The 23,564-nt window shown below is 70.7% G+C and carries 17 protein-coding genes and 1 pseudogene; 7 read left to right on the top strand and 11 right to left on the bottom strand.

The features are described 5' to 3' along the window. Positions 1-51: 51 nt before the first annotated feature. The 5 genes and pseudogenes from prcB to arc all read right to left on the bottom strand — a co-directional run bounded on the left by prcB (position 52) and on the right by arc (position 5,127). Complete coding sequence (gene prcB / locus ACTYVM_RS07220) at positions 52-897, bottom strand: proteasome subunit beta (protein ID WP_445525089.1); 846 nt, start codon at positions 895-897, stop codon at positions 52-54. Then, positions 849-1,034: pseudogene (locus ACTYVM_RS07215) on the bottom strand (endonuclease domain-containing protein); the annotation flags it as partial. The pseudogene ACTYVM_RS07215 and the gene prcB, both read right to left, overlap by 49 nt. Positions 1,035-1,215: 181 nt before the next feature. Next, positions 1,216-1,434, bottom strand: a complete 219-nt coding sequence (locus tag ACTYVM_RS07210) for a ubiquitin-like protein Pup (RefSeq protein ID WP_100567752.1) — start codon at positions 1,432-1,434, stop codon at positions 1,216-1,218. Positions 1,435-1,614: 180 nt separating this feature from the next. Continuing rightward, a complete protein-coding gene (gene dop, locus ACTYVM_RS07205) occupies positions 1,615-3,126 on the bottom strand; it encodes a depupylase/deamidase Dop (RefSeq protein ID WP_445525088.1) in 1,512 nt (503 codons plus the stop codon). 234 nt (positions 3,127-3,360) lie between these two features. Next, the gene (gene arc / locus ACTYVM_RS07200) at positions 3,361-5,127 is read right to left on the bottom strand and encodes a proteasome ATPase (protein WP_445525087.1); all 1,767 of its coding nucleotides are present in this window, start codon (positions 5,125-5,127) and stop codon (positions 3,361-3,363) included. Between the two features lie 242 nt (positions 5,128-5,369). Between arc and ACTYVM_RS07195 the strand changes: the two genes are divergently transcribed. After that, a complete protein-coding gene (locus ACTYVM_RS07195; protein WP_445525086.1) occupies positions 5,370-5,675 on the top strand; it encodes a ferredoxin in 306 nt (101 codons plus the stop codon). Positions 5,676-5,743: 68 nt separating this feature from the next. On the opposite strand, the gene ACTYVM_RS07190 is transcribed toward ACTYVM_RS07195, so the two are convergent. The 3 genes from ACTYVM_RS07190 to ACTYVM_RS07180 all read right to left on the bottom strand — a co-directional run bounded on the left by ACTYVM_RS07190 (position 5,744) and on the right by ACTYVM_RS07180 (position 9,147). Then, entirely contained in the window at positions 5,744-6,322 is a 579-nt protein-coding gene (locus tag ACTYVM_RS07190; protein ID WP_445525085.1) for a hypothetical protein, read from the bottom strand. 174 nt (positions 6,323-6,496) lie between these two features. Then, positions 6,497-7,399 (bottom strand): tRNA (adenine-N1)-methyltransferase, encoded by a 903-nt coding sequence (locus ACTYVM_RS07185; RefSeq protein WP_392305983.1) that lies wholly within the window; start codon positions 7,397-7,399, stop codon positions 6,497-6,499. A gap of 50 nt (positions 7,400-7,449) precedes the next feature. Then, a complete protein-coding gene (locus ACTYVM_RS07180) occupies positions 7,450-9,147 on the bottom strand; it encodes a site-2 protease family protein (RefSeq protein WP_445525084.1) in 1,698 nt (565 codons plus the stop codon). 171 nt (positions 9,148-9,318) lie between these two features. Here ACTYVM_RS07180 and ACTYVM_RS07175 point away from each other — a divergent pair, with 171 nt between their 5' ends. After that, positions 9,319-10,521, top strand: coding sequence for a RecB family exonuclease (locus ACTYVM_RS07175; RefSeq protein ID WP_445525083.1), 1,203 nt, complete (start codon positions 9,319-9,321; stop codon positions 10,519-10,521). Between the two features lie 14 nt (positions 10,522-10,535). Beyond that, positions 10,536-11,207, top strand: a complete 672-nt coding sequence (locus tag ACTYVM_RS07170) for a response regulator (protein WP_225076125.1) — start codon at positions 10,536-10,538, stop codon at positions 11,205-11,207. Positions 11,208-11,300: 93 nt separating this feature from the next. On the opposite strand, the gene ACTYVM_RS07165 is transcribed toward ACTYVM_RS07170, so the two are convergent. The 3 genes from ACTYVM_RS07165 to metH all read right to left on the bottom strand — a co-directional run bounded on the left by ACTYVM_RS07165 (position 11,301) and on the right by metH (position 17,722). After that, a complete protein-coding gene (locus ACTYVM_RS07165; protein WP_445525082.1) occupies positions 11,301-12,905 on the bottom strand; it encodes an ABC transporter substrate-binding protein in 1,605 nt (534 codons plus the stop codon). 419 nt (positions 12,906-13,324) lie between these two features. Continuing rightward, entirely contained in the window at positions 13,325-14,026 is a 702-nt protein-coding gene (locus ACTYVM_RS07160) for an HAD family hydrolase (protein ID WP_445525081.1), read from the bottom strand. Positions 14,027-14,203: 177 nt separating this feature from the next. Further along, on the bottom strand, positions 14,204-17,722 hold the full coding sequence (gene metH / locus ACTYVM_RS07155; protein WP_445525080.1) for a methionine synthase: 3,519 nt from the start codon (positions 17,720-17,722) through the stop codon (positions 14,204-14,206). Between the two features lie 303 nt (positions 17,723-18,025). On the opposite strand from metH, the gene ACTYVM_RS07150 reads away from it, so the two are divergent. The 4 genes from ACTYVM_RS07150 (at position 18,026) to ACTYVM_RS07135 (ending at position 23,509) form a co-directional block, all read left to right on the top strand. Beyond that, positions 18,026-18,790: an IclR family transcriptional regulator gene (locus tag ACTYVM_RS07150; protein WP_445525079.1), complete on the top strand. Its 765-nt coding sequence runs from the start codon at positions 18,026-18,028 to the stop codon at positions 18,788-18,790. 648 nt (positions 18,791-19,438) lie between these two features. Continuing rightward, positions 19,439-20,233: an MIP/aquaporin family protein gene (locus tag ACTYVM_RS07145; protein ID WP_445525078.1), complete on the top strand. Its 795-nt coding sequence runs from the start codon at positions 19,439-19,441 to the stop codon at positions 20,231-20,233. An 81-nt stretch (positions 20,234-20,314) separates the two neighbouring features. Then, a complete protein-coding gene (gene glpK / locus ACTYVM_RS07140; protein ID WP_445525077.1) occupies positions 20,315-21,874 on the top strand; it encodes a glycerol kinase GlpK in 1,560 nt (519 codons plus the stop codon). Between the two features lie 18 nt (positions 21,875-21,892). Next, positions 21,893-23,509, top strand: a complete 1,617-nt coding sequence (locus ACTYVM_RS07135; RefSeq protein ID WP_445525076.1) for a glycerol-3-phosphate dehydrogenase/oxidase — start codon at positions 21,893-21,895, stop codon at positions 23,507-23,509. The last annotated feature ends 55 nt before the right edge of the window (positions 23,510-23,564 follow it).

Here is a 23,564-nt window from a genome sequence, read left to right as displayed (position 1 = left end):
TCCGTCCCTTTCTGTAGAAGTCACTGGATCACCCCGGACAAGGACCGCCGGCTAGAGCAGCGCGGCCCGCGGGCCGTCCGGCTGCTCCAGGCGCCGCTGGAGCACCGAGCGGGCGATCTCGGAGGACTCGTCCTCGGTGAGCCGACGGAATCCGTCCTCGGTGATCACGGTGACGATCGGATAGATCCGGCGGGCGACATCGGGACCACCGGTCGCCGAGTCGTCGTCTGCCGCGTCGTACAGGGCCTGGACCACCAGCGTCGTGGCCTCGGCCTCGGTCAAGTCCTCCCGGAAGAGCTTCTTCATCGCGCCGCGCGCGAAGATCGAGCCGGAGCCCGTGGCCGCGAAGCCGTGCTCCTCGGAGCGGCCGCCCGTCACGTCGTAGGAGAAGATCCGGCCCTTCTCGCGGTCCAGGTCGTACCCCGCGAAGAGCGGGACCACGGCCAGTCCCTGCATGGCCATGCCCAGGTTGGAGCGGATCATGGTCGACAGCCGGTTCGCCTTGCCCTCCAGCGAGAGCTGCGTCCCCTCGACCTTCTCGAAGTGCTCCAGCTCAAGCTGGAACAGCTTCACCATCTCCACCGCCAGACCGGCGGTGCCGGCGATGCCGACGGCCGAGTACTCGTCCGCCGGGAACACCTTCTCGATGTCCCGCTGCGCGATCACGTTCCCCATCGTGGCCCGCCGGTCACCGGCCAGGACGACACCGCCCGGCAAGGTCGTCGCCACGATGGTGGTGCCGTGCGGCGCCTCGACCACGCCCTGGGTCGGCGGCAGCCGCCGCTTCCCCGGCAGCAGCTCCGGCTGGTGCTCGGCGAGAAAGTCCATGAACGAGGAGGATCCAGGCGTCAGGAAGGCGGCCGGTAGACGCCCGGTGCTACGAGTGTTGGCTTCCACGCGTTTCCTTCCGGGTAGTCGGCAGCTCGGTCCACCGCTTCGGGATCGTCCCTCAACAGGCCGAGGCCGGAGTTGCAGTTGATGCACAGTACGCCACGGACCCTACCCGCCTCGCGGCGGTGATCCACATGAACGGCCCAAGCCCTGGGGCGGCTCGGTGCGGCTCGCGCACGGCCCCTCACCGAGCCCTCGCACCGAGCCCTCACGCGGGCGGCCGACGCCCGGAAACGAGGGCCGCGCGCGGCACGGCCTCACCGCACCGCACGCAGCTGCTCTCGTCAACCGGCCCGTCCGCCACCGCCACCGCTTGTCAGGCGCTCACTGACCGCCCTTTTGCACGAACGAGCGCACGAAATCCTCGGCGTTTTCCTCGAGTACGTCGTCGATCTCGTCCAGCACCGAGTCCACGTCGTCGCTCAGCTTCTCGTGGCGTTCCTTGAGGTCGTCCGCGGCCTGCGCGTCCTGGGACTGCTCCTCGACCTCCTCGGTGGAACGCGTGGCCTTCTGCTGCCCGCCACCGGTGTCCTTCGTTGCCATAACCCTCACCCCGCTCAGTTCGCCCGACATGGTCGGCATTACGGCCGATCGGTGATGTTCCGACCCTACAAGCCGGGTCCGACATCGGCCCCGCACTTTCTCCAACGTACGAGGGCCACCTCGATGATTCCCTGCGCCGGGGATTTCCACCCCGGAGGACCCGCCCGGTCCGGGGTCCGCTCAGTTGCCGGAGAGCACCCTGACCAGGTCCTCGGCGGTTCGGCAGCGGTCGAGGAGCTCCTTGACGTGATTACGCGTTCCGCGAAGCGGTTCCAGGGTTGGGACGCGCTGGAGCGAGTCCCGGCCCGGCAGATCGAAGATCACCGAGTCCCAGGAGGCCGCGGCGACGTCGTCGGCGTACTGCTCCAGGCAGCGGCCGCGGAAGTACGCGCGGGTGTCCTCCGGCGGCTTCCTGCGGGCCCGGTCCACCTCGGTCTCGTCCAGCAGCCGCTTGATGCGGCCCCGGGCCACCAGACGGTTGTACAGGCCCTTGTCGGGGCGCACATCCGCGTACTGGAGGTCGACGAGGTGGAGGCGGGCGGCGTCCCAGTCGAGGTCGTCACGGCGCCGGTAGCCCTCCATGAGCTCCCGCTTGGCGACCCAGTCCAGCTCGCCGGCCAGGCTCATGGGGTCGTTCTCGAGCCGGTTGAGGGTGTCCTCCCAGCGGGACAGCACGTCCTTGGTCTGCTCGTCGGCGTCCGCGCCGAACCGCTCCTCCACGTACTTGCGCGACAGCTCGTAGTACTCCATCTGGAGCTGCACCGCGGTGAGTGTCCGGCCGCTGCGCAGGGTGATCAGGCGCCCCAGGCCCGGGTCGTGCGAGACCTGGTGGAGCGTGCGAACGGGCTGGTCGACGGCCAGGTCGACGGCGATGAAGCCGTCCTCGATCATGGACAGGACCAGGGCGGTCGTGCCCAGCTTGAGGTAGGTCGAGATCTCGGAGAGGTTCGCGTCACCGATGATCACATGCAGCCGGCGGTACTTCTCCGCGTCGGCGTGCGGTTCGTCGCGCGTGTTGATGATCGGCCGCTTGAGCGTCGTCTCCAGACCGACCTCGACCTCGAAGTAGTCCGCGCGCTGGCTGAGCTGGAAGCCGTGCTCGTGGCCGTCCTGTCCGATGCCGACACGGCCGGCGCCGGTGATGACCTGGCGGGAGACGAAGAAGGGCGTCAGGTGGCGCACGATGTCGGCGAAGGCGGTCTCCCGCTTCATCAGGTAGTTCTCGTGCGTGCCGTAGGAGGCGCCCTTGTTGTCGGTGTTGTTCTTGTAGAGGTGGATCGGCTGGGCGCCGGGCAGCTGGGCCGCCCGCTCCGCGGCCTCGGCCATGATCCGTTCGCCCGCCTTGTCCCACAGGACGGCGTCTCGCGGGTTGGTGACCTCGGGGGCACTGTATTCGGGGTGGGCGTGGTCGACGTAGAGCCGTGCGCCGTTGGTGAGGATGACGTTGGCCAGGCCGATGTCCTCGTCGGTGAGCTGGCTGGCGTCCGCGGCCTCGCGGGCGAGGTCGAAGCCCCGGGCGTCCCGCAGCGGGTTCTCCTCCTCGAAGTCCCAGCGCGCCCGGCGGGCCCGGTGCATGGCCGCCGCGTAGGCGTTGACGATCTGGGATGAGGTGAGCATGGCATTGGCATTGGGGTGGCCGGGAACGGAGATCCCGTACTCCGTCTCGATGCCCATTACTCGCCGTACGGTCATGCGGCCCTCCTTGCCCGGCTGCGCCCTCGGTCGTGGGCGTCGCTCAAGTACCGCTGGTGCCCGGGTGCCTGTGCGGTGCCCGTCCCCGCACTGCGCGACCCGGCGGTACGAACGAGCCTAGAACGCCTTTGCGCTGGTGGGGAGATCATTTGCGTCATTGCCTGCTCCATGCGGCGGCCCGGAAACAGCCGACTGCGGGTACCCCACCGAGGGCACCCGCAGCCACCCGTGCTTTTACAGGTACTGACCGGTGTTCGCCACCGTGTCGATGGAGCGTCCGGTGTCCGCGCCCTGCTTTCCGGTGATGAGGGTGCGGATGTAGACGATCCGCTCGCCCTTCTTTCCGGAGATCCGGGCCCAGTCGTCCGGGTTGGTGGTGTTCGGCAGGTCCTCGTTCTCCTTGAACTCGTCCACGCAGGCCTGGAGCAGGTGGGAGACGCGGAGGCCCTTCTGGCTCTTCTCGAGGAAGTCCTTGATCGCCATCTTCTTGGCGCGGCCGACGATGTTCTCGATCATGGCGCCGGAATTGAAGTCCTTGAAGTAGAGGACTTCCTTGTCACCGTTGGCGTAGGTGACCTCCAGGAAGCGGTTCTCCTCGGTTTCGGCGTACATGTGTTCCACCGCGGTCTGGATCATGCCCTGGACCGTGATGTCCTTGTCGCCGCCGTGTTCCGCGAGGTCGTCCGAGTGCAGCGGGAGACGCTCGGTGAGGTACTTCCCGAAGATGTCCTTGGCCGCCTCGGCGTCCGGACGCTCGATCTTGATCTTCACATCGAGGCGGCCGGGCCGCAGGATGGCCGGGTCGATCATGTCCTCGCGGTTGGAGGCGCCGATCACGACCACGTTCTGCAGGCCTTCCACACCGTCGATCTCGGCGAGCAGCTGGGGGACGATGGTGTTCTCCACGTCCGAGCTGACGCCGGAGCCGCGGGTGCGGAAGAGCGACTCCATCTCGTCGAAGAAGACGATGACGGGAGTGCCCTCGCTCGCCTTCTCCCGGGCCCGCTGGAAGACAAGGCGGATCTGCCGTTCGGTCTCGCCGACGTACTTGTTCAGCAGCTCCGGGCCCTTGATGTTGAGGAAGAAGCTCTTGCCCGCCGCCTGCCCTGTGACCTCGGCGACCTTCTTGGCGAGCGAGTTCGCGACCGCCTTGGCGATGAGCGTCTTGCCGCATCCGGGGGGTCCGTAGAGCAGGACGCCCTTCGGCGGGCGCAGCTCGTGCTCCTTGAACAGGTCCGGGTAGAGGTACGGCAGCTCCACGGCGTCCCGGATGGCCTCGATCTGGTTGCCGAGGCCGCCGATCTGCTCGTAGCCGATGTCGGGCACCTCTTCGAGGACGAGTTCCTCGACCTCGCTCTTGGGCACGACCTCGTAGACGTAACCGGACCTGGGCTCGAGCAGGAGGGCGTCGCCGGGGCGGATGGTGACGTCCAGCAGCGGCTCGGCGAGCCGTACCACCCGCTCCTCGTCGGTGTGCCCGAGCACCAGGGCCCGCTCGCCGTCCTCGAGGATCTCCTTGAGGGTGACGATGTCGCCGACGCGCTCGTACTCCATGGCCTCGACCACGTTGAGCGCCTCGTTGAGCATCACTTCCTGGCCGCGCCTGAGCTCGTCGAGCTCCACGCTGGGGCTCACGTTCACCCGCAGCTTGCGGCCGCCGGTGAAGATGTCGGCGGTGCCGTCCTCGTTGGCCTGGAGGAAGACTCCGAAGCCGGCCGGCGGCTGGGCGAGCCGGTCGACCTCCTCCTTGAGGGCCACGATCTGGTCGCGGGCCTCGCGGAGCGTGTTCGCGAGGCGTTCGTTCTGAGCGGACACGCCGGCCAGGTTGGTCTGCAACTCGACGATCCGCTCTTCGAGAATCCTCGTGTGACGCGGAGAGTCGGCGAGCTTGCGGCGCAGGACGGCGATCTCCTGCTCAAGGTAGGCGATCTGCCCGGCCGGGTCGTCGGACCCGCGTCCCGGGCGGATGCCGCGGTTCATGTCGTCGTCGTGGGCTGCCACGGTCCTCACCTCCTCCAAGGGGAGCTGGACGCTTCCAGACCCTACCTGGGTGGGTGTCGATTGAAACCCCTAGATCACAAAGACTGCGGGGTGTGTCCGATCTTCACCCTTGCGCTCTCCCTCACGCCAGGGGAATACCCACCGAACATGATTGGAAAGCGGGCACAGGTAGGCTCGACACGTTCAACACCCGTCAGAGCTGGCCGGATTCCCGTACGGCTCGACGTGATACGGCAGGAGAGATGACCGTGCAGCAGCGGACCTCGGACGGTGGCGAGGCACTGGAGGTCTGGATCGACCAGGACCTGTGTACCGGCGACGGCATCTGTGCGCAGTACGCGCCGGAGGTGTTCGAGCTGGACATCGACGGTCTGGCCTATGTGAAGAGCCCGGAGGACGAGCTCCTTCAGGAGGCCGGAGCGGCAACGCCCGTGCCGCTCCCGCTTCTCACGGACGTGGTCGACTCGGTCAAGGAGTGTCCGGGCGAGTGCATCCACGTGCGCCGCGTCGCGGACCGGGTCGAGGTGTACGGACCTGACGCGGAGTGACCGCGTCGGCGCGAGACGTCACTATTGTCTGGTTTCTCACATTTCCGCGGACTGTGTCCGGCATGTGGTCAGATACCGCGCGCCCCGGCGTCCGTGGAGCGGACGAACGCGCCGTTCTGCCACCGCCACTTCACGCTGTCCTTGAGGTCGGGGCAGCAATTCGGCACGTCGGGTGAGGAGTAGCCGAGCAGGGTGGCGCTCACGGCGCCGTCGCGGACGGCGAAGTCCGTGACCGTGTACCGGTCCTTGACGTCGACGAGGGTGGCGACCACGCGGGGCTCGGCGGTGTCGGCGGCCCGGGTGAGGACGTAGACGGCGTCGGGCGGGGTGCCCATGGCGGCGTCGCAGTGCACCACGGCCACGGTCTCCGGTCTGCCGTCCCCGTCGAGGTCCCCGGAGGCCTTCTTCGCCACCAGGGCCCGCACCGGGCCGCAGTCGATCGGGAAGGTGACGCCGGCGGTGCTCGGCGCCGCCTCGGTGGCGGGTGCGGAGTTCGCGCGGGTGCCCTGCGGCTGGGCGGCCGTGGCCGAGCCGGGCTGCACGAGCGAGGAGAGGGCCACCACGCCGGCGACCGCGGTCGCGGTGGCCATCCAGTGGATGGGGCGGGTGTCCGTGTGGGCCAGTTCCGGAACGGCGGACTGCTGCACTAGGAGCATCTCCTGCGAGGGCTGTGCCGGTGGGGGTGGCCAGCATCGTGCCACACGTCACAGTGCGGGGGAACGGCGGGGTGGGGTCAACGCGAGGGCGCCGTGGTGGAGTTCCCTGTGGTCGTCGGGAACTCCACCGCGGCGCCCGTGTGTTGCGTGCGGTGGCGGGCCGCGTCAGCGGGTGGCGCCGCCGTCGGCGTTGGGGCCCTCGTAGTCCTCGCCGTAGGCGCCCTTGGCGGGCCGGCGGCGGCGCATGGGGGGCTCGACGCCGTCCGCGAGCCTGCGGGCGGTGAGCAGGAAGCCGGTGTGGCCGATCATGCGGTGGTCCGGACGGACGGCCAGGCCCTCGATGTGCCAGTTGCGGATCATCGTCTCCCAGGCGGTCGGCTCGTTGAAGCAGCCGATCTCGCGGATGGACTCCACGGTCCGGGCGAGCTGGGTGGTGGTCGCGACGTAGCAGCACAGGATGCCGCCGGGGACGAGCGCCTTGGAGACGGCCTCCAGGCACTCCCAGGGGGCGAGCATGTCGAGGATGACGCGGTCGACGTCGGTGTCGGAGAGGTTGTCCTGGAGGTCTCCGACGGTGAGCTGCCAGGCGGGGTGCGGGCCGCCGAAGTAGCGCTCCACGTTCGCCTGGGCGATCTCGGCGAAGTCGGCGCGGCGCTCGTAGCTGTGCAGCATGCCCTGGTCGCCGATGGCCCGCAGCAGGAAGCTGCTGAGCGAGCCGGAGCCGACGCCGGCCTCCACGACGCGGGCGCCGGGGAAGATGTCGGCGAAGGCGAGGATCTGCCCCGCGTCCTTGGGGTAGACGACGGCTGCCCCGCGGGGCATGGACAGGACGTAGTCGGGGAGCAGGGGGCGCAGCGCGAGGTAGGCGACGTTGCCGGTGGTGCGGACAACGCTGCCCTCGGGTGCGCCGATCAGCTCGTCGTGCGGGAAGGACCCCTTGTGGGTGTGGAAGTTCTTCCCGGCCTCGAGCGTGAACGTGTAGTGGCGGCCCTTGGGGTCGGTCAGCTGTACCTGGTCCCCGACCTTGAAGGGCCCGCGGCGGCGGGCGGCACCGGTCGGTTCGGACATGTGACCAGCCTACCGGTCCCCGGCGGGCCCTCCGACCACCTGGAGTGGCCCTACGCGGAGGCCGACGGGCGGGCCATGGCCTTGACGAAGGCGCGCTCCACGTCGGCCGCGGACAGCACGCCGTAGATCTCGCCGCCCTCCTCCACCACGAGGTACTCGGTCGCCGGGGTGGCGCGCAGCATGTCCAGGAGGTCCTCGCCGGCGAGGTCGGCGGGGACGCGCATGCCGTCGGTGAGCTCCTGGGCGAGTTCGCTGGCGTAGACCCAGGGGCGGCGGTGTTCGGGTACGCCGACGATGGCGGACTCGCGGACGAGGGAGAGCGGCTCGCCGTGGCCGTCGACGACGACCAGGGCGCGGGCGCCGGCGGCGTTGGCGCGGCGCAGGGCCTCGGCCAGGGAAGTGTTGGTCTCGACCGGGACGGCGCGGCGGGTGAGGTTGCGGGCGCGCAGTTCGGGGAGGTGTTCGCGCAGCCGGGCCATGCGCAGGCTGTTGCCGGCGCCGGTCCAGATGATCGCGGCCAGGATGGCGGCGAGCAGGGCGTTGGTGACGGTGCTCATGCCGACGGTGTCCTCGGCGGTGTTGCCGAGGGCGTCGGACTGGGTGACCAGGGGCAGTCCGATCAGCACGGCGACCGCGAGCGCGCGGCCGACCCAGGCTGCGGCGACGGTGCCGCTCATCGGTCTGCCGGTGATCTTCCAGACCACGGCGCGCAGCATGCGGCCGCCGTCGAGGGGCAGGCCGGGCAGCAGGTTGAAGGCGGCGACGATGAGGTTGGAGATCATCAGACCGGCCAGCAGGACACCGACGACCGTGCCGCGTTCGAAGGGCCGCAGGGCGGCGTAGAAGACGCCGGCGAGGATCAGCGAGAGCAGCGGGCCGACGAAGGCGAGGACGAACTCGCGGCCGGGGGTCTCGGCCTCCTTCTCGATCTCGGAGACGCCGCCGAAGAACTGGAGCTGGATCCGCCGGACCGGGAGCTTGAATCGCAGGGCGGCGATCGTGTGGGCGAGCTCGTGGACGAGGACGGAGGCGTAGAAGGCGACCGCGAAGAACAGGGCGACGAGGTAGCGGGCGGCGCCGAGCTCGGGCAGGACCCGGTCGAGCTGTCCGCCGAACACCCAGGTGATCAGCGCGGCCACGAGGAACCAGCTGGGTGCCACGTACACGGGCACGCCGAAGGGGCGCCCCATGAGGAGCCCGCCGCGGGGCTCGTTCGGGCGCCGCGGTGGCGTCTGCCCGGTCCCGGAACGGGCGAGAGTGCGGTCGGGGTGGGTCTCGGGGGGCGTGCGGCCACCGGGTGCGGGGGCGGGACCCTCGGCAGGGGCACCGGCATCGCGACCGGCGGCCGGGGCACCGCCGTGGGCGTAGCCGCGCTCGGGGTGGGCGTCGTCGGTGTGGGCCGGGTCCTGCGGGGTGTCGACGGAGCGCTTCGGCTCCTCCGTCCCCTTGGGGTGCTCAGCACCCGTCGGCTCTTCAGCAGCCGTCGGCTCCCCAGCGGCCGTCGGCTCTTCCGCCCTCCTGGTCTCCTCAGCCCCAGCCGTCTCCTCGGCCCCCTTCGTCTCCTCCGTGCCGTCCTCTGCTCCGGTGGCGGCCGCGTCGGTCGGCGGGGACGGCTCGGGCGGGGCGGCGTCGGCGGGCTCGGCGCCTCGGCCCACGGAGTCGGGGGTCGGGTCCACCGGGCCCGTGCGGCGATCTGCCGACTCGTCCTTGCCGGAACGCGGCTGTCCGCTCCCGCCGCTCACGTCCACGGTGTCCCCTCGTTCGAAGCGTCTTCCGTGCCTGCCGGCCGGAAGGTCTCGGGTCGATGGTATGCGGCCGTCGCAATCGCTCACGCCCGGCACCCCATGTGTTTTCCCCACTTCACGCACAACATGACTGTCTCCGGGTCACTGTCGGTGGCGGGCCGTAGGGTCTGGGGCATGGAGACGAGCACGGAGGGCGAGCCCGGCACCCCGTACGACGCCGTGGTACCGGAGCCGACCCCGCCGGACACGGCGCGGACGGCGGTCCCGGCGCAGACGGCCGTCGGCCGGGACACGACGGCCGGCGGGGGCGACGCGGGCCCTGCGGCCGCGGACGATGCGGCTGTGGACGGCGCGGCCACGGACGGCGCGGACGGTCCGGACGGCGGTGGCGCGGCTGTGCGCGAGGTGGCCGCCGGTCGCCCCGTCGCGCACGGCCCGGCGCCGGGCGGGCGCGAGGCGTGTGCCGCGCCGGGGACGGACGTGCCCGGCGGCGACGGGGACTCCGGCGTGGGGGCCGCCCGGGCTGTCGTGCCGCCCGGTTCGCTGTCTCCTTCCCGGGCCGGGGACTTCATGCAGTGTCCGTTGCTGTACCGGTTCCGGGTGATCGACCGGTTGCCGGAGAAGCCCAGTGAGGCGGCGACGAGGGGCACGCTGGTGCACGCCGTGCTGGAGCGGCTGTTCGACGCGCCCGCCGCGGAGCGGACCGCCCCGCGGGCCAAGGCGCTGGTCCCGGGCCAGTGGCAGCGGCTGCGCGAGGCGCGGCCCGAGCTGCTGGAGCTGTTCGCCGACGACACCGACGGCGAACAGCTGGCGCGCTGGCTGGCGGAGGCCGAGCGGCTGGTGGAGCGCTGGTTCACGCTGGAGGATCCGACCCGTCTCGAGCCGGCCGAGCGGGAGCTGTTCGTCGAGGCCGAGCTGGACTCGGGGCTGACGCTGCGCGGGATCATCGACCGGGTGGACGTGGCGCCCACGGGCGAGGTGCGGATCGTCGACTACAAGACGGGCAAGGCGCCCCGCCCCGAGTACGCCGAGGGCGCCCTGTTCCAGATGAAGTTCTACGCCCTGGTGGTGTGGCGGCTGAAGAAGGTCCTCCCGCGGCGGCTGCAACTGGTGTACCTGGGCAGCGGCGACGTACTGACCTACGACCCGGTCCTCGCCGACCTGGAGCGGGTCGAGCGCAAGCTGCTGGCGCTGTGGGAGGCGATCCGGCTGGCCACCGAGACCGGTGACTGGCGGCCGCGCCCCACCAAGCTGTGCGGCTGGTGCGACCACCAGGCCCACTGCCCGGAGTTCGGCGGCACTCCCCCTCCCTACCCGCTGCCGCTGAGGGCGGCGGAGTCCGGCACCGCGTCGCAGGGCAGAATGGGGCCGGACTAGCGAAGGAGACTCACGTGGCCATCCGCGTCCTACTGGTCGACGACCAGCCGCTGCTGCGCACCGGATTCCGGATGATCCTGGAGGCCGAGCAGGACATCGCGGTCGTGGGCGAGGCCGGAGACGGTCTTCAGGCCCTGGACCAGGTGCGGGCCCTTCAGCCCGATGTGGTGCTGATGGACATCCGCATGCCGCGGATGGACGGCGTGGAGGCGACCCGGCAGATCACCGGTCCGGAGCGGAACGGTCCGGCGAAGGTGCTGGTCCTGACCACCTTCGACCTCGACGAGTACGTGGTGGAGGCGCTGCGCGCCGGTGCGAGCGGCTTCCTGCTCAAGGACGCGCCCGCCAACGAGCTGGTGCAGGCGATCCGGGTGGTCGCGGCCGGCGAGGCGATGCTGGCCCCGAGCATCACCCGCCGGCTGCTGGACAAGTACGCCACGCACCTGCCCTCCGGGGAGGAGCCGGTGCCGGACACCCTGCACACCCTCACCGACCGTGAGGTGGAGGTGCTGAAGCTGGTGGCGCGGGGCCTGTCCAACGCGGAGATCGCCGCGGACCTGTTCGTCAGCGAGACGACGGTCAAGACGCATGTCGGGCACGTGCTGACGAAGCTGGGGCTGCGCGACCGCGTGCAGGCCGCGGTGTACGCGTACGAGAGCGGACTGGTGCGCCCCGGCGCGCAGTAGCGGCGCCTGCCGGCGGTACGACGCACGCGCGACGAAGGGCGCCCCTCCCGGAAGTCCGGGAGGGGCGCCCTTGGTGGCGGGGGTGGTCGCGGGTCAGCTGCTCACACCGCGGCCGAGCTCCCAGAGCTGGAGCGTCGACGAGGAGTTGAGGGCGTACGCGGTGCCCGTGATGTTGTCGCGGGCGGCGACGTACTGCTTGCCCTGCCACAGCGGGATCATCGGGACCTCACTGGCGACGATGTCCTGAATGTCCGTCAGGCTGGCGGACGCGGAGAGCCGGTCGGCCTGGCGACGGGACTGCGGGATCAGGGTGTTGCGGATCTCGCTGTTGGCGTATGGCGTGTTCAGGGTGTTGCCCTTGTCGAGGAACGGCGCCAGGTAGTTGTCGGCGTCCGGGAAGTCCGGGAACCAGCCCATGCCGTAGACGTCGTACCGGCCCTTCTTCTCCGCCGGGCGGAAGGTGTCCCAGGGGGCGCCCTGGATGTCGATGTCGAACAGGCCGCTGTCGTTGAGCTGCTGCCGAAGGATCTCGAACTCCTTCTTGGTGGCCGAGCCGTAGTGGTCCGTCGTGTAGTGCAGCGTCAGCTTCACCGGGGTGGTGACACCGGCCTTCTCCAGCGCCGTACGGGCCTTGGCCACGCTGGGGTCGCCGTACCGGTTGAAGAAGGAGTTGGAGTGACCGGTGATGGTGGCCGGGACCAGCGAGTACAGCGGCTCGGCCTGGGTGCCGTACACCTCGGAGACGAGTTCGCCGCGGTTGATGACCTGGGCCATGGCCTCACGCACGGCCTTGGACTTCACCGACGGGGCGTCGGTGTTGAAGGCCAGGTAGCGGATCTCCAGGCCGGCCGCCTCGACGATGCCGACCTTGCTGTCCTTGGCGGCCGACAGCGTGCGGATCTGCTCGGGCGACATGGTGCGGGTCATGACGTCGATGTCGCCCTTGTCCAGCGCATCGCCCATGGCCTTGGCGTCCGGGAAGGAGCGGATCTGCACCTTGTCGTTGTTGACCTTCAACGTCCCCTGGTAGTTGGGGTTCTTGGTGAAGACCGCGTCGACCATCTCGCCGTTCTTGACGTCGGCCTTCATGGTGTACGGGCCGGAGCCGTCCACGGCGAAGCCGTCGCGGAGCTTGTCCTTCTCGTATTCCTTGGGGTTGACGATGCCCGCGACGGGCGTCGACAGCTTGTACGGGAAGATGGCGTCGGCGGTGTTGAGGTGGAAGATGACCTCGCGGTCACCCTGGGTTTCCACGGTGTCCACGGTGGACAGCAGGGCGGACGGACCGCCGTCGACATTGATGGCGAGGGCGCGGTCGATGGAGTACTTCACGTCGGCCGCGGTGACGGGGTCGCCGTTGGCGAACTTCAGGCCCTCGCGCAGGGTGCAGGCGTAGCGCTCGTTGCCGCTGTCCGTGAAGCCGCACTTCTCGGCCGCCTCCGGGACGGGGTCGCCGTCGCCCTTCGGCTGGACCATCAGGGTCTGCACGGTCTGGCGCAGGATGTTCCAGGTACCGACGTCGTAGGCGTAGGCCGGATCGACGGGTGCCGGGGCCTCCTCGTCAGCGGTGAACCGGTCCGTGGTGCCGACGACGATCGCGTCGCCGCTCTTGCTGCCGCTGTCGGAACCGCCGCACGCGGCGAGTACCGGCGCGAGCAGCCCGACCACGGCCGGCAGCACCAAAGTCTTGCGGTTCATGCTCGAGTTTCTCCAGAGCTCTCATGTCCGTGCATCCCGCATACAAAGGTGTCGCGACGGATCACGGGGGCAGGGTCGATGTTCTCGCGACGAGATTAGTCCTCCCCCGCAGAACCGTTCGCGGTCACCGGAGTTGAGTTCCCATCACGCAGCGGAACCGGGTGCGGACGGACCGGAAACCCGTCACCGGAAGGATTCGTGCAGCGTTTCACCAAACGGGACACAAGGACGCCCGCACGGCATCCGAGGGCAGGCGGACAGCACGCCCTGGACCTCTTGTCGACCCCTCGAGGAGTGGGGAACGTCACATACGAAGGGAGGGGGATGCGGACCGGAATTCAGCCAAAGGCGAGCTTCGAATTCGCTCGAACATCCGGTACGGGGCATTATCCGCGGGGCTTGGCACGCTGGGTGAACAGTTAGCGCATTTCTGTCATCAGACTGTGCAGAAATGGCAGGTTCACGTCTTCCAGGGTGGGAACGACGGTCCGCCGGAAGGCCGGGGGAATGGGGGCGACGGAGGGGACGGCGACGACCCGGCAGCCGGCGGCCTCCGCCGCGGCGACGCCGGTGGCGGTGTCCTCGATCACGGCGCACCGGGCCGGCTCCGCGCCGAGGCCGGCGGCGGCCAGCAGGTAGGGGTCGGGGTACGGCTTGGTCCGCGAGACCTCGTCACCGGCCACGGACAGGGCGAAGTGGTGGGGACCGAGCGAGGTCAGGACGCGGTCGATGATCCGGCGGTGGGAGGCGGAGACCAGGGCGGTGGGGATCCGCTGCTCGGACAGTTCGGCCAGCAGCCGTGCGGCGCCCGGCATCAGGGGGAGCCCGCCGTCGATACGGGCCTCGAAGCCCTGGTTCAGCAGGGTGGTGACCTCGGCGAGGGTGACGGCGGCGCCGGTGGCCTCGATGAGGAAGCCCGCGCTGCGGGTCATGGGGCCCCCGACGACGACGTGTCTCCAGGAGTCGTCGAGCGTGTGCCCGAGTGCGGCGAAGACCTCGACCTCGACGTCCCACCAGAAGCCCTCGGTGTCCACCAGGGTTCCGTCCATGTCCAGGAGCACGGCCTGCAAGGCCGAGCCTTCGGCCGTACGGGTTCCGAGCGCCGGTACCGTGCTGGTCATCCGCGCATACCTCCTCGAGGGACGGTCAGGCCGGTTCCCACACGGGGAACCGGCCTGCGATGGACCGACAATTGTACGGCGCCCACAACCGAAACGCCTGCACGAACCGCCCGTACCGGTCCCTGCGCAGGGGCCGGAAGGACTTCTCGACCATCCTGGTGACCGGGGGGAACCGGGTCAGCGGGCGTTGAAGTACTTGGCTTCCGGGTGGTGGATGACGAGGGCGTCGGTGGACTGCTCGGGGTGGAGCTGGAACTCCTCGGAGAGGTGGACGCCGATGCGCTCGGGGCTCAGGAGGTCGGCGATCTTGGCGCGGTCCTCCAGGTCGGGGCAGGCGCCGTAGCCGAGGGAGAAGCGGGCGCCCCGGTACTTCAGGGCGAACATGTCCTCCATGCCGGCCGGGTCCTCACCGGCGAAGCCCAGCTCGGCCCGCACGCGGGCGTGCCAGTACTCGGCGAGCGCCTCGGCCAGCTGCACGGACAGCCCGTGCAGCTCCAGGTAGTCGCGGTAGGAGTCGGCGGCGAACAGCCGTGCGGTCTCCTCGCCGATCCTGGAGCCGACGGTGACCACCTGGAAGCCGACCACGTCCGTCTCCCCCGACTCCTCCGGGCGGAAGAAGTCCGCCAGGCACAGCCGGCGACCGCGGCGCTGGCGGGGGAAGGTGAAGCGGGTGCGCTCGTTGCCCCGCTCGTCCAGGATGACCAGGTCGTCGTCCTTGGACACGCAGGGGAAGTAGCCGTGGACCACCGCGGCCTCGAGCAGGTTGTCCGTCTGGAGCCGCTCCAGCAGGCCGCGCAGCCGGGGCCGGCCCTCGGTCTCGACGAGTTCCTCGTAGGTGGGCCCGGCGCCGGTGCGGGCCTGCTTCAGCCCCCACTGGCCCTTGAACAGGGCGCCCTCGTCGAGCCAGGAGGCGTACTCCTTGAGCTGGATGCCCTTGATCACCCGCGTGCCCCAGAACGGCGGCTCGGGGACCGGGTTGTCGGTGGCCACGTCGGAGCGGACGTGGCCCTCCTCGGGCCGCTGCTCCTCGACCACCTGGGCGGTGGCGGCCCGCACCCGGCGCTGCCGCAGTTCGGGCAGCTTCGCGCCCGGCACGCCCCGCTTGACCCCGATCAGGGCGTCCATCAGGCGCAGCCCCTCGAACGCGTCACGGGCGTAGCGGACCTCGCCGTCGTACAGCTCGTACAGGTCCTGCTCGACGTAGGCGCGGGTCAGGGCGGCGCCGCCGAGGATGACCGGGTAGCCCGTCGCCAGGCCGCGGGTGTTGAGCTCCTCCAGGTTCTCCTTCATGATCACCGTGGACTTCACCAGCAGCCCGGACATGCCGATCACGTCGGCCCGGTGCTCCTCGGCCGCCTCCAGGATCGCCGAGACCGGCTGCTTGATGCCCAGGTTGACCACGTTGTAGCCGTTGTTGGACAGGATGATGTCGACGAGGTTCTTGCCGATGTCGTGCACGTCACCGCGTACGGTCGCCAGCACGATCGTGCCCTTGCCCGCCTCGTCGGTCTTCTCCATGTGCGGCTCCAGGTGGGCGACCGCGCTCTTCATCACCTCGGCCGACTGGAGCACGAACGGCAGCTGCATCTGCCCGGAGCCGAACAGCTCGCCGACGACCTTCATCCCGTCGAGCAGGGTGTCGTTGACGATGTCCAGGGCCTTGCGGGTGCCCAGGGCCTCGTCCAGGTCCTGCTCCAGGCCGTTCTTCTCGCCGTCGATGATCCGCCGCTTCAGCCGTTCCTCGAGCGGCAGCGCGGCCAGTTCCTCGGCCTTGCCCGCCTTCAGCGACTTCGCCGTGGCGCCCTCGAACAGCTGCATGAGCTTCTGCAGCGGGTCGTAGCCCTCGCGGCGGCGGTCGTGGATCAGGTCGAGCGCGGTGGTGACCTGCTCGTCGTCGAAGCGGGCGATCGGCAGGATCTTGGACGCGTGCACGATCGCCGAGTCCAGGCCCGCCTTGACGCACTCGTGAAGGAACACGCTGTTCAGCAGGATCCGGGCGGCCGGGTTCAGACCGAAGGAGATGTTCGAAAGGCCCAGCGTGGTCTGCACCCGCGGGTGCCGCCGCTTCAGCTCCCGGATGCCCTCGATGGTGGCCACACCGTCACCGCGGGACTCCTCCTGACCGGTGCAGATGGTGAAGGTCAGACAGTCGACGAGGATGTCCTCCTCGCGGATGCCCCAGTTGCCGGTGAGGTCCGCGATCAGCCGCTCGGCGATCTCCACCTTCTTCGCGGCGGTACGGGCCTGGCCCTCCTCGTCGATGGTCAGCGCGATCAGCGCCGCCCCGTGCTCCCGCGCCAGGGCCGTCACCCGCGCGAACCGCGACTCGGGCCCGTCGCCGTCCTCGTAGTTCACCGAGTTGATCACCGCTCGGCCGCCCAGCTTCTCCAGGCCGGCCCGGATCACGTCCACCTCGGTGGAGTCCAGCACGATCGGCAGTGTCGAGGCCGTGGCGAACCGGCCCGCCAGCTCCCGCATGTCCTCGACGCCGTCCCGGCCGACGTAGTCCACGCACAGATCCAGCATGTGGGCGCCCTCGCGGATCTGCTCGCGTGCCAGCTCCACGCAGTCGTCCCAGCGGCCCTCCAGCATGGCCTCGCGGAACTTCTTCGACCCGTTGGCGTTCGTCCGCTCGCCGATCGCCAGGTACGAGGTGTCCTGGCGGAAGGGCACGGTCTGGTACAGGGAGGCCGCGCCCGGCTCCGGGCGCGGGCTGCGCTCCACCGGAGCCAGGCCCCGCACCCGCTCGACCACCCGGCGCAGGTGCTCCGGCGTCGTACCGCAGCAGCCCCCCACCAGGGACAGCCCGTAGTCGCGGACGAAGTGCTCCTGCGCGTCGGCCAGCTCCGGCGTCGTCAGCGGGTAGTGCGCGCCGTCCTTGGTGAGCACGGGGAGGCCGGCGTTCGGCATGCACGACAGCGGGATCCGCGCGTGCCGGGACAGGTAGCGCAGGTGCTCGCTCATCTCGGCGGGGCCGGTCGCGCAGTTCAGGCCGATCATGTCGACGCCCAGCGGCTCCAGCGCCGTCAGCGCGGCACCGATCTCCGAGCCCAGCAGCATGGTGCCGGTCGTCTCCACCGTCACCGAGACGATCAGCGGGACCTCGTACCCGGCGGTCTCCATCGCGCGGCGTGCCGCGATGACGGAGGCCTTGGTCTGGAGCAGGTCCTGGGTGGTCTCCACCAGCAGCGCGTCCGCGCCCCCGGCGAGCAGGCCCTCGGCGTTCTGCCGGTAGGCGTCGCGGATGGCGGCGAAGGTGGTGTGGCCCAGCGTCGGCAGCTTGGTGCCCGGGCCCATGGAGCCGAGCACCCAGCGCGGGCGGCCGTCCGCGGCGGTGAACGCGTCCGCCGTCTCGCGGGCGATGCGGGCGCCCGCCTCGGACAGCTCGGCGACCCGCTCGGCGATGTCGTACTCGCCCAGGGCGGTCAGGTTGGCCCCGAACGTGTTGGTCTCCACGCAGTCCACGCCGGCGTCGAAGTAGGCGGAGTGGACCGAGCCGACGATGTCCGGGCGGGTGACGTTCAGGACCTCGTTGCAGCCCTCCAGCTGCTGGAAGTCGTCCATCGACGGCTCCTGGGCCTGGAGCATGGTGCCCATCGCCCCGTCGGCGACCACCACTCGGGTGGCGAGCGCCTCACGCAGGGCGGACACACGGGTCCGGCTGTCGGCGGAAGGGGTGGACGGCAACGAGGCCATGAAGGGGCTCCCTTGGGGTGCGACGGCTGTCGGCTTTGCGCGTTCCCGGGAGGCGAGCACAGGGCCGCCCCGGGCGAGGCGCACGCCGCCAGGGTAGCCGGGACCGGCCCCTGACGTTCGCGGAGTCCACCAAGCGGACGAGGATGACGGCCGGAACACCCCGGGTGGCCGGTGTCGCGCGACAGGAGTCGGCTCAGCATTGGCGGGGGATCGGCACGGACCGGTAGTGTTCGGCATTGTCGAACGGGCGTCACGGCGGGAGTCGTTCCGCCGGCGGTCGAAGGGGACGGAGGCGGGACGCCGATGGCACGGAACATCCAGTCGCTCGAGCGGGCGGCCGCGATGCTGCGGCTGCTGGCGGGCGGTGAGCGGCGGCTGGGCCTGTCGGACATCGCCTCCTCGCTGGGCCTCGCCAAGGGCACCGCCCACGGCATCCTGCGCACCCTCCAGCACGAGGGCTTCGTCGAACAGGACGGGGCCTCCGGGCGGTACCAGCTGGGCGCTGAGCTGCTCCGCCTGGGCACCACCTACCTCGACGTGCACGAACTGCGGGCGCGCGCCCTGGTGTGGACGGACGACCTGGCCCGGTCCAGCGGGGAGAGCGTCTACCTGGGCGTGCTCCACCAGCACGGCGTGCTGATCGTGCACCACGTCTTCCGGCCCGACGACAGCCGGCAGGTGCTGGAGATCGGGGCGATGCAGCCGCTGCACTGCACGGCTCTGGGCAAGGTGCTGGCGGCGTACGACCCGGTGGCGCACAGCGAGGCGGTCGAGGCGGACCGCAAGGCGTTCACGGACCGGACCGTGTGCGGGATCGACGACTTCGAGCACATCCTCGACGTCACGCGCGCGCGTGGCTACGCCGCCGACGTGGAGGAGACCTGGGAGGGTGTCGCCTCCATCGCCGCCCCGATCCACGACCGGCGGCGGATGCCGGTCGGCGCGGTCGGCATCACCGGCGCCGTGGAGCGGGTGTGCCGGGACGGCGAGCTGCGCCAGGAACTCGTCGCGGCGGTACGCGACTGCGCCCGCGCGGTCTCACGCGACCTGGGCGCCGGCCGGTTCTGACCCCCACGGCCCCACGGCGCGGGCAGAGCGCCGTGCCGTCGTGGTCGACGGTGCCCGGGCGGCGGGCCGCCCGGGCCTGCACGGTCCGCTCGCCGCCATGCCTTGGCGGCCGGCCACCGCGCCCTCGCAGCCCCGGCCACGCCCACTCGTGCGACGGCCGGTGTCCCCGAGGCCGGCCACAGATGCCCCCAGACGGCCACCGCCCGCCGCGCCCCGGCGGGGTCGGCCACGAGACGGCACGGCCCACCGCCGTGCCCGCACAGACGGCCACCCCGCCCTCCGGCCACCAACCCCGCCCACCTCAGTCGCCGCCTTGCCCTCCCGGCCCGTCGTCCTGCCTTCGCGGGCGGCCGCCGTGGGCGCGTGGACCGGCCGCCGTGGGCGGGTGGCCCGTGGTCGGCCGGTGGGTCCCGGTTCGGGGCGGGGATCAGTAACGATCGCGGTTTCGGTGGCAGGGCCCTTGACGGTCGCGTGATGCGAGACGAGACTCCCGTCCAGCGGTCGGCATTGTCGAACACCTTGCGGCAATACGCGTTAGAGTGTGACAACGCCAAGGGCCGGCATCGCCCTCACCCCCGAGGGCACGAGCTCCCGGACGGAGGGACCCGGGGTTCGGCTACCTCTGGACGAAGGACAAAGGAGTCGCGGGTGTCCAGCTCCGACATCTTCATCGGCGAGACCATCGGTACCGCCGTACTCATCCTGCTCGGCGGCGGGGTCTGCGCCGCGGTGACGCTGAAGGCCTCCAAGGCCCGTAACGCCGGCTGGCTCGCCATCGCCTTCGGGTGGGGGTTCGCCGTGATGACGGCCGTGTACATCTCGGGCCCCCTCTCCGGCGCCCACCTCAACCCGGCCGTGACGGTCGCCCTCGCGATCAAGAACAGCGACTGGACGAACGTCCCGACCTACCTCGGCGGCCAGATGCTCGGCGCCATGATCGGCGCGACCCTGGTCTGGGTCGCCTACTACGGTCAGTTCCACGCCCACCTCACCGACCGGGAGATCGTCGGCGGCCCCGGCGCGCAGACCACCGCCGCCAAGGCGGTCGAGGCCCAGGAGAAGGGCGCCGGCCCCGTCCTCGGCATCTTCTCCACCGGCCCCGAGATCCGGCACGCGGCGCAGAACCTCGCCACGGAGATCGTCGGCACCACCGTGCTGATCCTCGCGGTCCTCACCCAGGGCCTGAACGACCAGGGCAACGGCCTCGGCATACTCGGCGGCCTGATCACCGCGCTCGTCGTCGTCTCCATCGGCCTCTCCCTCGGCGGCCCCACGGGCTACGCCATCAACCCCGCCCGTGACCTCGGCCCCCGCATCGTCCACGCCCTGCTGCCGCTGCCGAACAAGGGCGGCTCCGACTGGGGCTACGCCTGGATCCCGGTGGTCGGCCCGCTGATCGGCGGTGCCATCGGCGCGGGCATCTACAACGCCGCCTTCGCCTGACGCCGCCCTCGCCCGACGGGCACCGCGCCGCACCAGAACGCCGTATCCCGCCCCATCGACCACGGACCCCAGGAGCAGAAAGTGACCGACGCCCACTCCGCCGGCCTCGCATCCCACGGCCAAGGGCCCTTCATCGCCGCCATCGACCAGGGCACCACCTCGAGCCGCTGCATCGTCTTCGACCGGGACGGCCGGATCGTCTCCGTCGACCAGAAGGAACACGAACAGATCTTCCCCAAGCCGGGCTGGGTCGAACACAACGCCACCGAGATCTGGACCAACGTCCAGGAGGTCGTCGCCGGAGCCATCGCCAAGGCCGGCCTCACCCGCGACGACATCAAGGCCATCGGCATCACCAACCAGCGCGAGACCACCGTGCTGTGGGACCGGAACACCGGCGAGCCCGTCCACAACGCCATCGTCTGGCAGGACACCCGCACCGACGCCCTGTGCAAGGAGCTGGGCCGCAACGTCGGCCAGGACCGCTTCCGCCGCGAGACCGGCCTCCCCCTCGCCTCCTACTTCGCCGGCCCCAAGGCCCGCTGGCTGCTCGACAACGTCGAGGGCCTGCGCGAGCGCGCCGAGGCGGGCGACCTGCTGTTCGGGACCATGGACACCTGGGTCATCTGGAACCTCACCGGCGGCACGGACGGCGGCGTACACGTCACGGACGTCACCAACGCCTCCCGGACCCTCCTGATGAACCTGCACACCATGCAGTGGGACCCGAAGATCGCCGAGTCGATCGGCGTACCGACGCGGATCCTGCCCGAGATCCGCTCCTCCGCCGAGGTCTACGGCGAGATCAGGGGCGGCGGGCTGGGCGACCTGCTCGGCGGCGTCCCGGTCGCCTCCGCGCTCGGCGACCAGCAGGCGGCCCTGTTCGGCCAGACCTGCTTCTCCGAGGGCGAGACCAAGTCGACGTACGGCACCGGCACCTTCATGGTGATGAACACCGGCGACAAGATCATCAACTCCTACAGCGGGCTGCTGACCACCGTCGGCTACCAGATCGGCGAGGACAAGCCGGTCTACGCCCTGGAGGGCTCGATCGCCGTCACCGGCTCCCTGGTGCAGTGGATGCGCGACCAGATGGGCCTGATCTCCACCGCCGCCGAGATCGAGACGCTCGCGCTCTCGGTCGAGGACAACGGCGGCGCCTACTTCGTACCGGCCTTCTCCGGCCTGTTCGCCCCGTACTGGCACTCCGACGCCCGCGGGGTGATCGCCGGCCTGACCCGGTACGTGACCAAGGCGCACCTCGCGCGCGCCGTCCTGGAGGCCACCGCCTGGCAGACGCGGGAGATCGCGGACGCCATGACCAAGGACTCCGGTGTCGAGCTGACGGCGCTGAAGGTCGACGGCGGCATGACCTCCAACAACCTGCTGATGCAGACGCTCTCGGACTTCCTCGACGCGCCCGTGGTGCGCCCGATGGTCGCCGAGACCACCTGCCTCGGGGCCGCCTACGCCGCCGGTCTCGCCGTCGGCTTCTGGAGCGGCACCGACGACCTGCGCGCCAACTGGCGCCGGGCCGCCGAATGGACCCCCCGCATGGACGCGGACACCCGCGACCGTGAGTACAAGAACTGGCTCAAGGCCGTCGAGCGGACCATGGGCTGGCTCGAGGACGAGAGCTGACGAGGAGCAAGAACCAGCATGACCAGTCAGTCCACCCTGCAGTCCGTGCCCGCCCTGGGGACGGTTCCGGTCCTCGGCCCCAATCCGAGCCGTGCCGAGACCCGGGACCAGCTCTCGAACGCGGCCTACGACCTCCTCGTGATCGGCGGCGGCATCCTCGGCATCTCCACCGCCTGGCACGCCGCGCAGTCCGGTCTCAGGGTGGCCCTGGTCGACGCCGGCGACTTCGCCGGCGCCACCTCCTCCGCCTCCTCCAAGCTGCTCCACGGCGGCCTGCGCTACCTGCAGACCGGGGCGGTGAGGCTGGTGGCGGAGAACCACTTCGAGCGCCGTGCGGTCTCCCGCCAGGTGGCCCCCCACCTGGCGAACCCGCTCACCTTCTACCTCCCCGTGTACAAGGGCGGGCCGCACGGCGCGGCGAAGCTCGGGGCGGGCGTGTTCGCCTACTCCGCGCTGTCCGCCTTCGGCGACGGCGTCGGCCACCTGCTCAGCCCGGCGAAGGCCGCGCGGGACGTGCCGGAGCTGCGCACCGAGAACCTCAAGGCCGTGGCCGTCTACGGCGACGACCAGATGAACGACGCGCGCATGGCGCTGATGACGGTCCGCGCCGCCGTCGAGTCGGGCGCGGTCGTCCTCAACCACGCCGAGGTGACCGGTCTGCGCTTCACCCGGGGCCGGGTCACCGGCGCCGAGCTGCGGGACGGGCTGTCCGGCGAGGAGTTCGGGGTCGACGCCCGGCTGGTGCTGAACGCGACCGGCCCGTGGGTCGACCACCTGCGCCGTATGGAGGACCCGAACGCGGCACCGTCCATTCGGCTGTCCAAGGGCGCGCACCTGGTGCTGAGGCGCACCGCCCCGTGGAAGGCCGCGCTGGCCACCCCGATCGACAGGTACCGCATCACCTTCGCCCTCCCCTGGGAGGACATGCTGCTGCTCGGCACGACCGACGAGGAGTACGAGGGCGACCCGGCCGACGTCGCGGTCACCGACAAGGACGTCGCCCAGATACTCGACGAGGCCGCGTTCTCCGTACGCGACCAGCAGCTCGACCGGGAGCTGATCACGTACGCCTTCGCCGGGCTGCGGGTGCTGCCGGGCGGCCCCGGGGACACCGCCAGGGCCAAGCGCGAGACGGTGGTGACCGAGGGCAGGGCCGGCATGCTGTCCGTGGCGGGCGGCAAGTGGACCACCTTCCGGCACATCGGCCGTACGGTGATGAGGAAGCTGGAGTCCCTTCCGGGTCACCCGCTGGGCGACGACTTCGAGCCGATCTCCTCGCTGCCCGGGAAGCTGCCGCTGCCGGGCATCGCCAACCCGCGCGCGGTCGCCCACCGGCTCCTCGTGGACCGTCCGGCGCCCGGCCCGCGCATGGCCGCCGACACCGCCAAGCACCTGGCCACGCACTACGGTTCGCTGGCCTTCGACATCGCCCGGCTGGCGAACGAGACCCCGGAGCTGGGCGAGCGGATCCACCCGGACGCCCCGGAGATCTGGGCACAGGTCGTCTGGGCCCGCGACCACGAGTGGGCCGAGACGGCGGACGACGTGCTGCGCCGGCGTACGACGCTGACGATCCGTGGCCTGGCCACGGACGAGGTACGGACGAAGGTGCGGGACCTGCTCGACGGGAGGTGACCCGGCCCGGCCACCGTGGGTGTTCGAAGGACTCGGACGGGGCAGTGATCCGTTC

The sequence above is a fragment of the Streptomyces cyslabdanicus genome (assembly GCF_052663305.1).
Note: the sequence above shows the minus strand (reverse complement) of the source record. Positions and strands in the feature narration are given on the sequence as shown.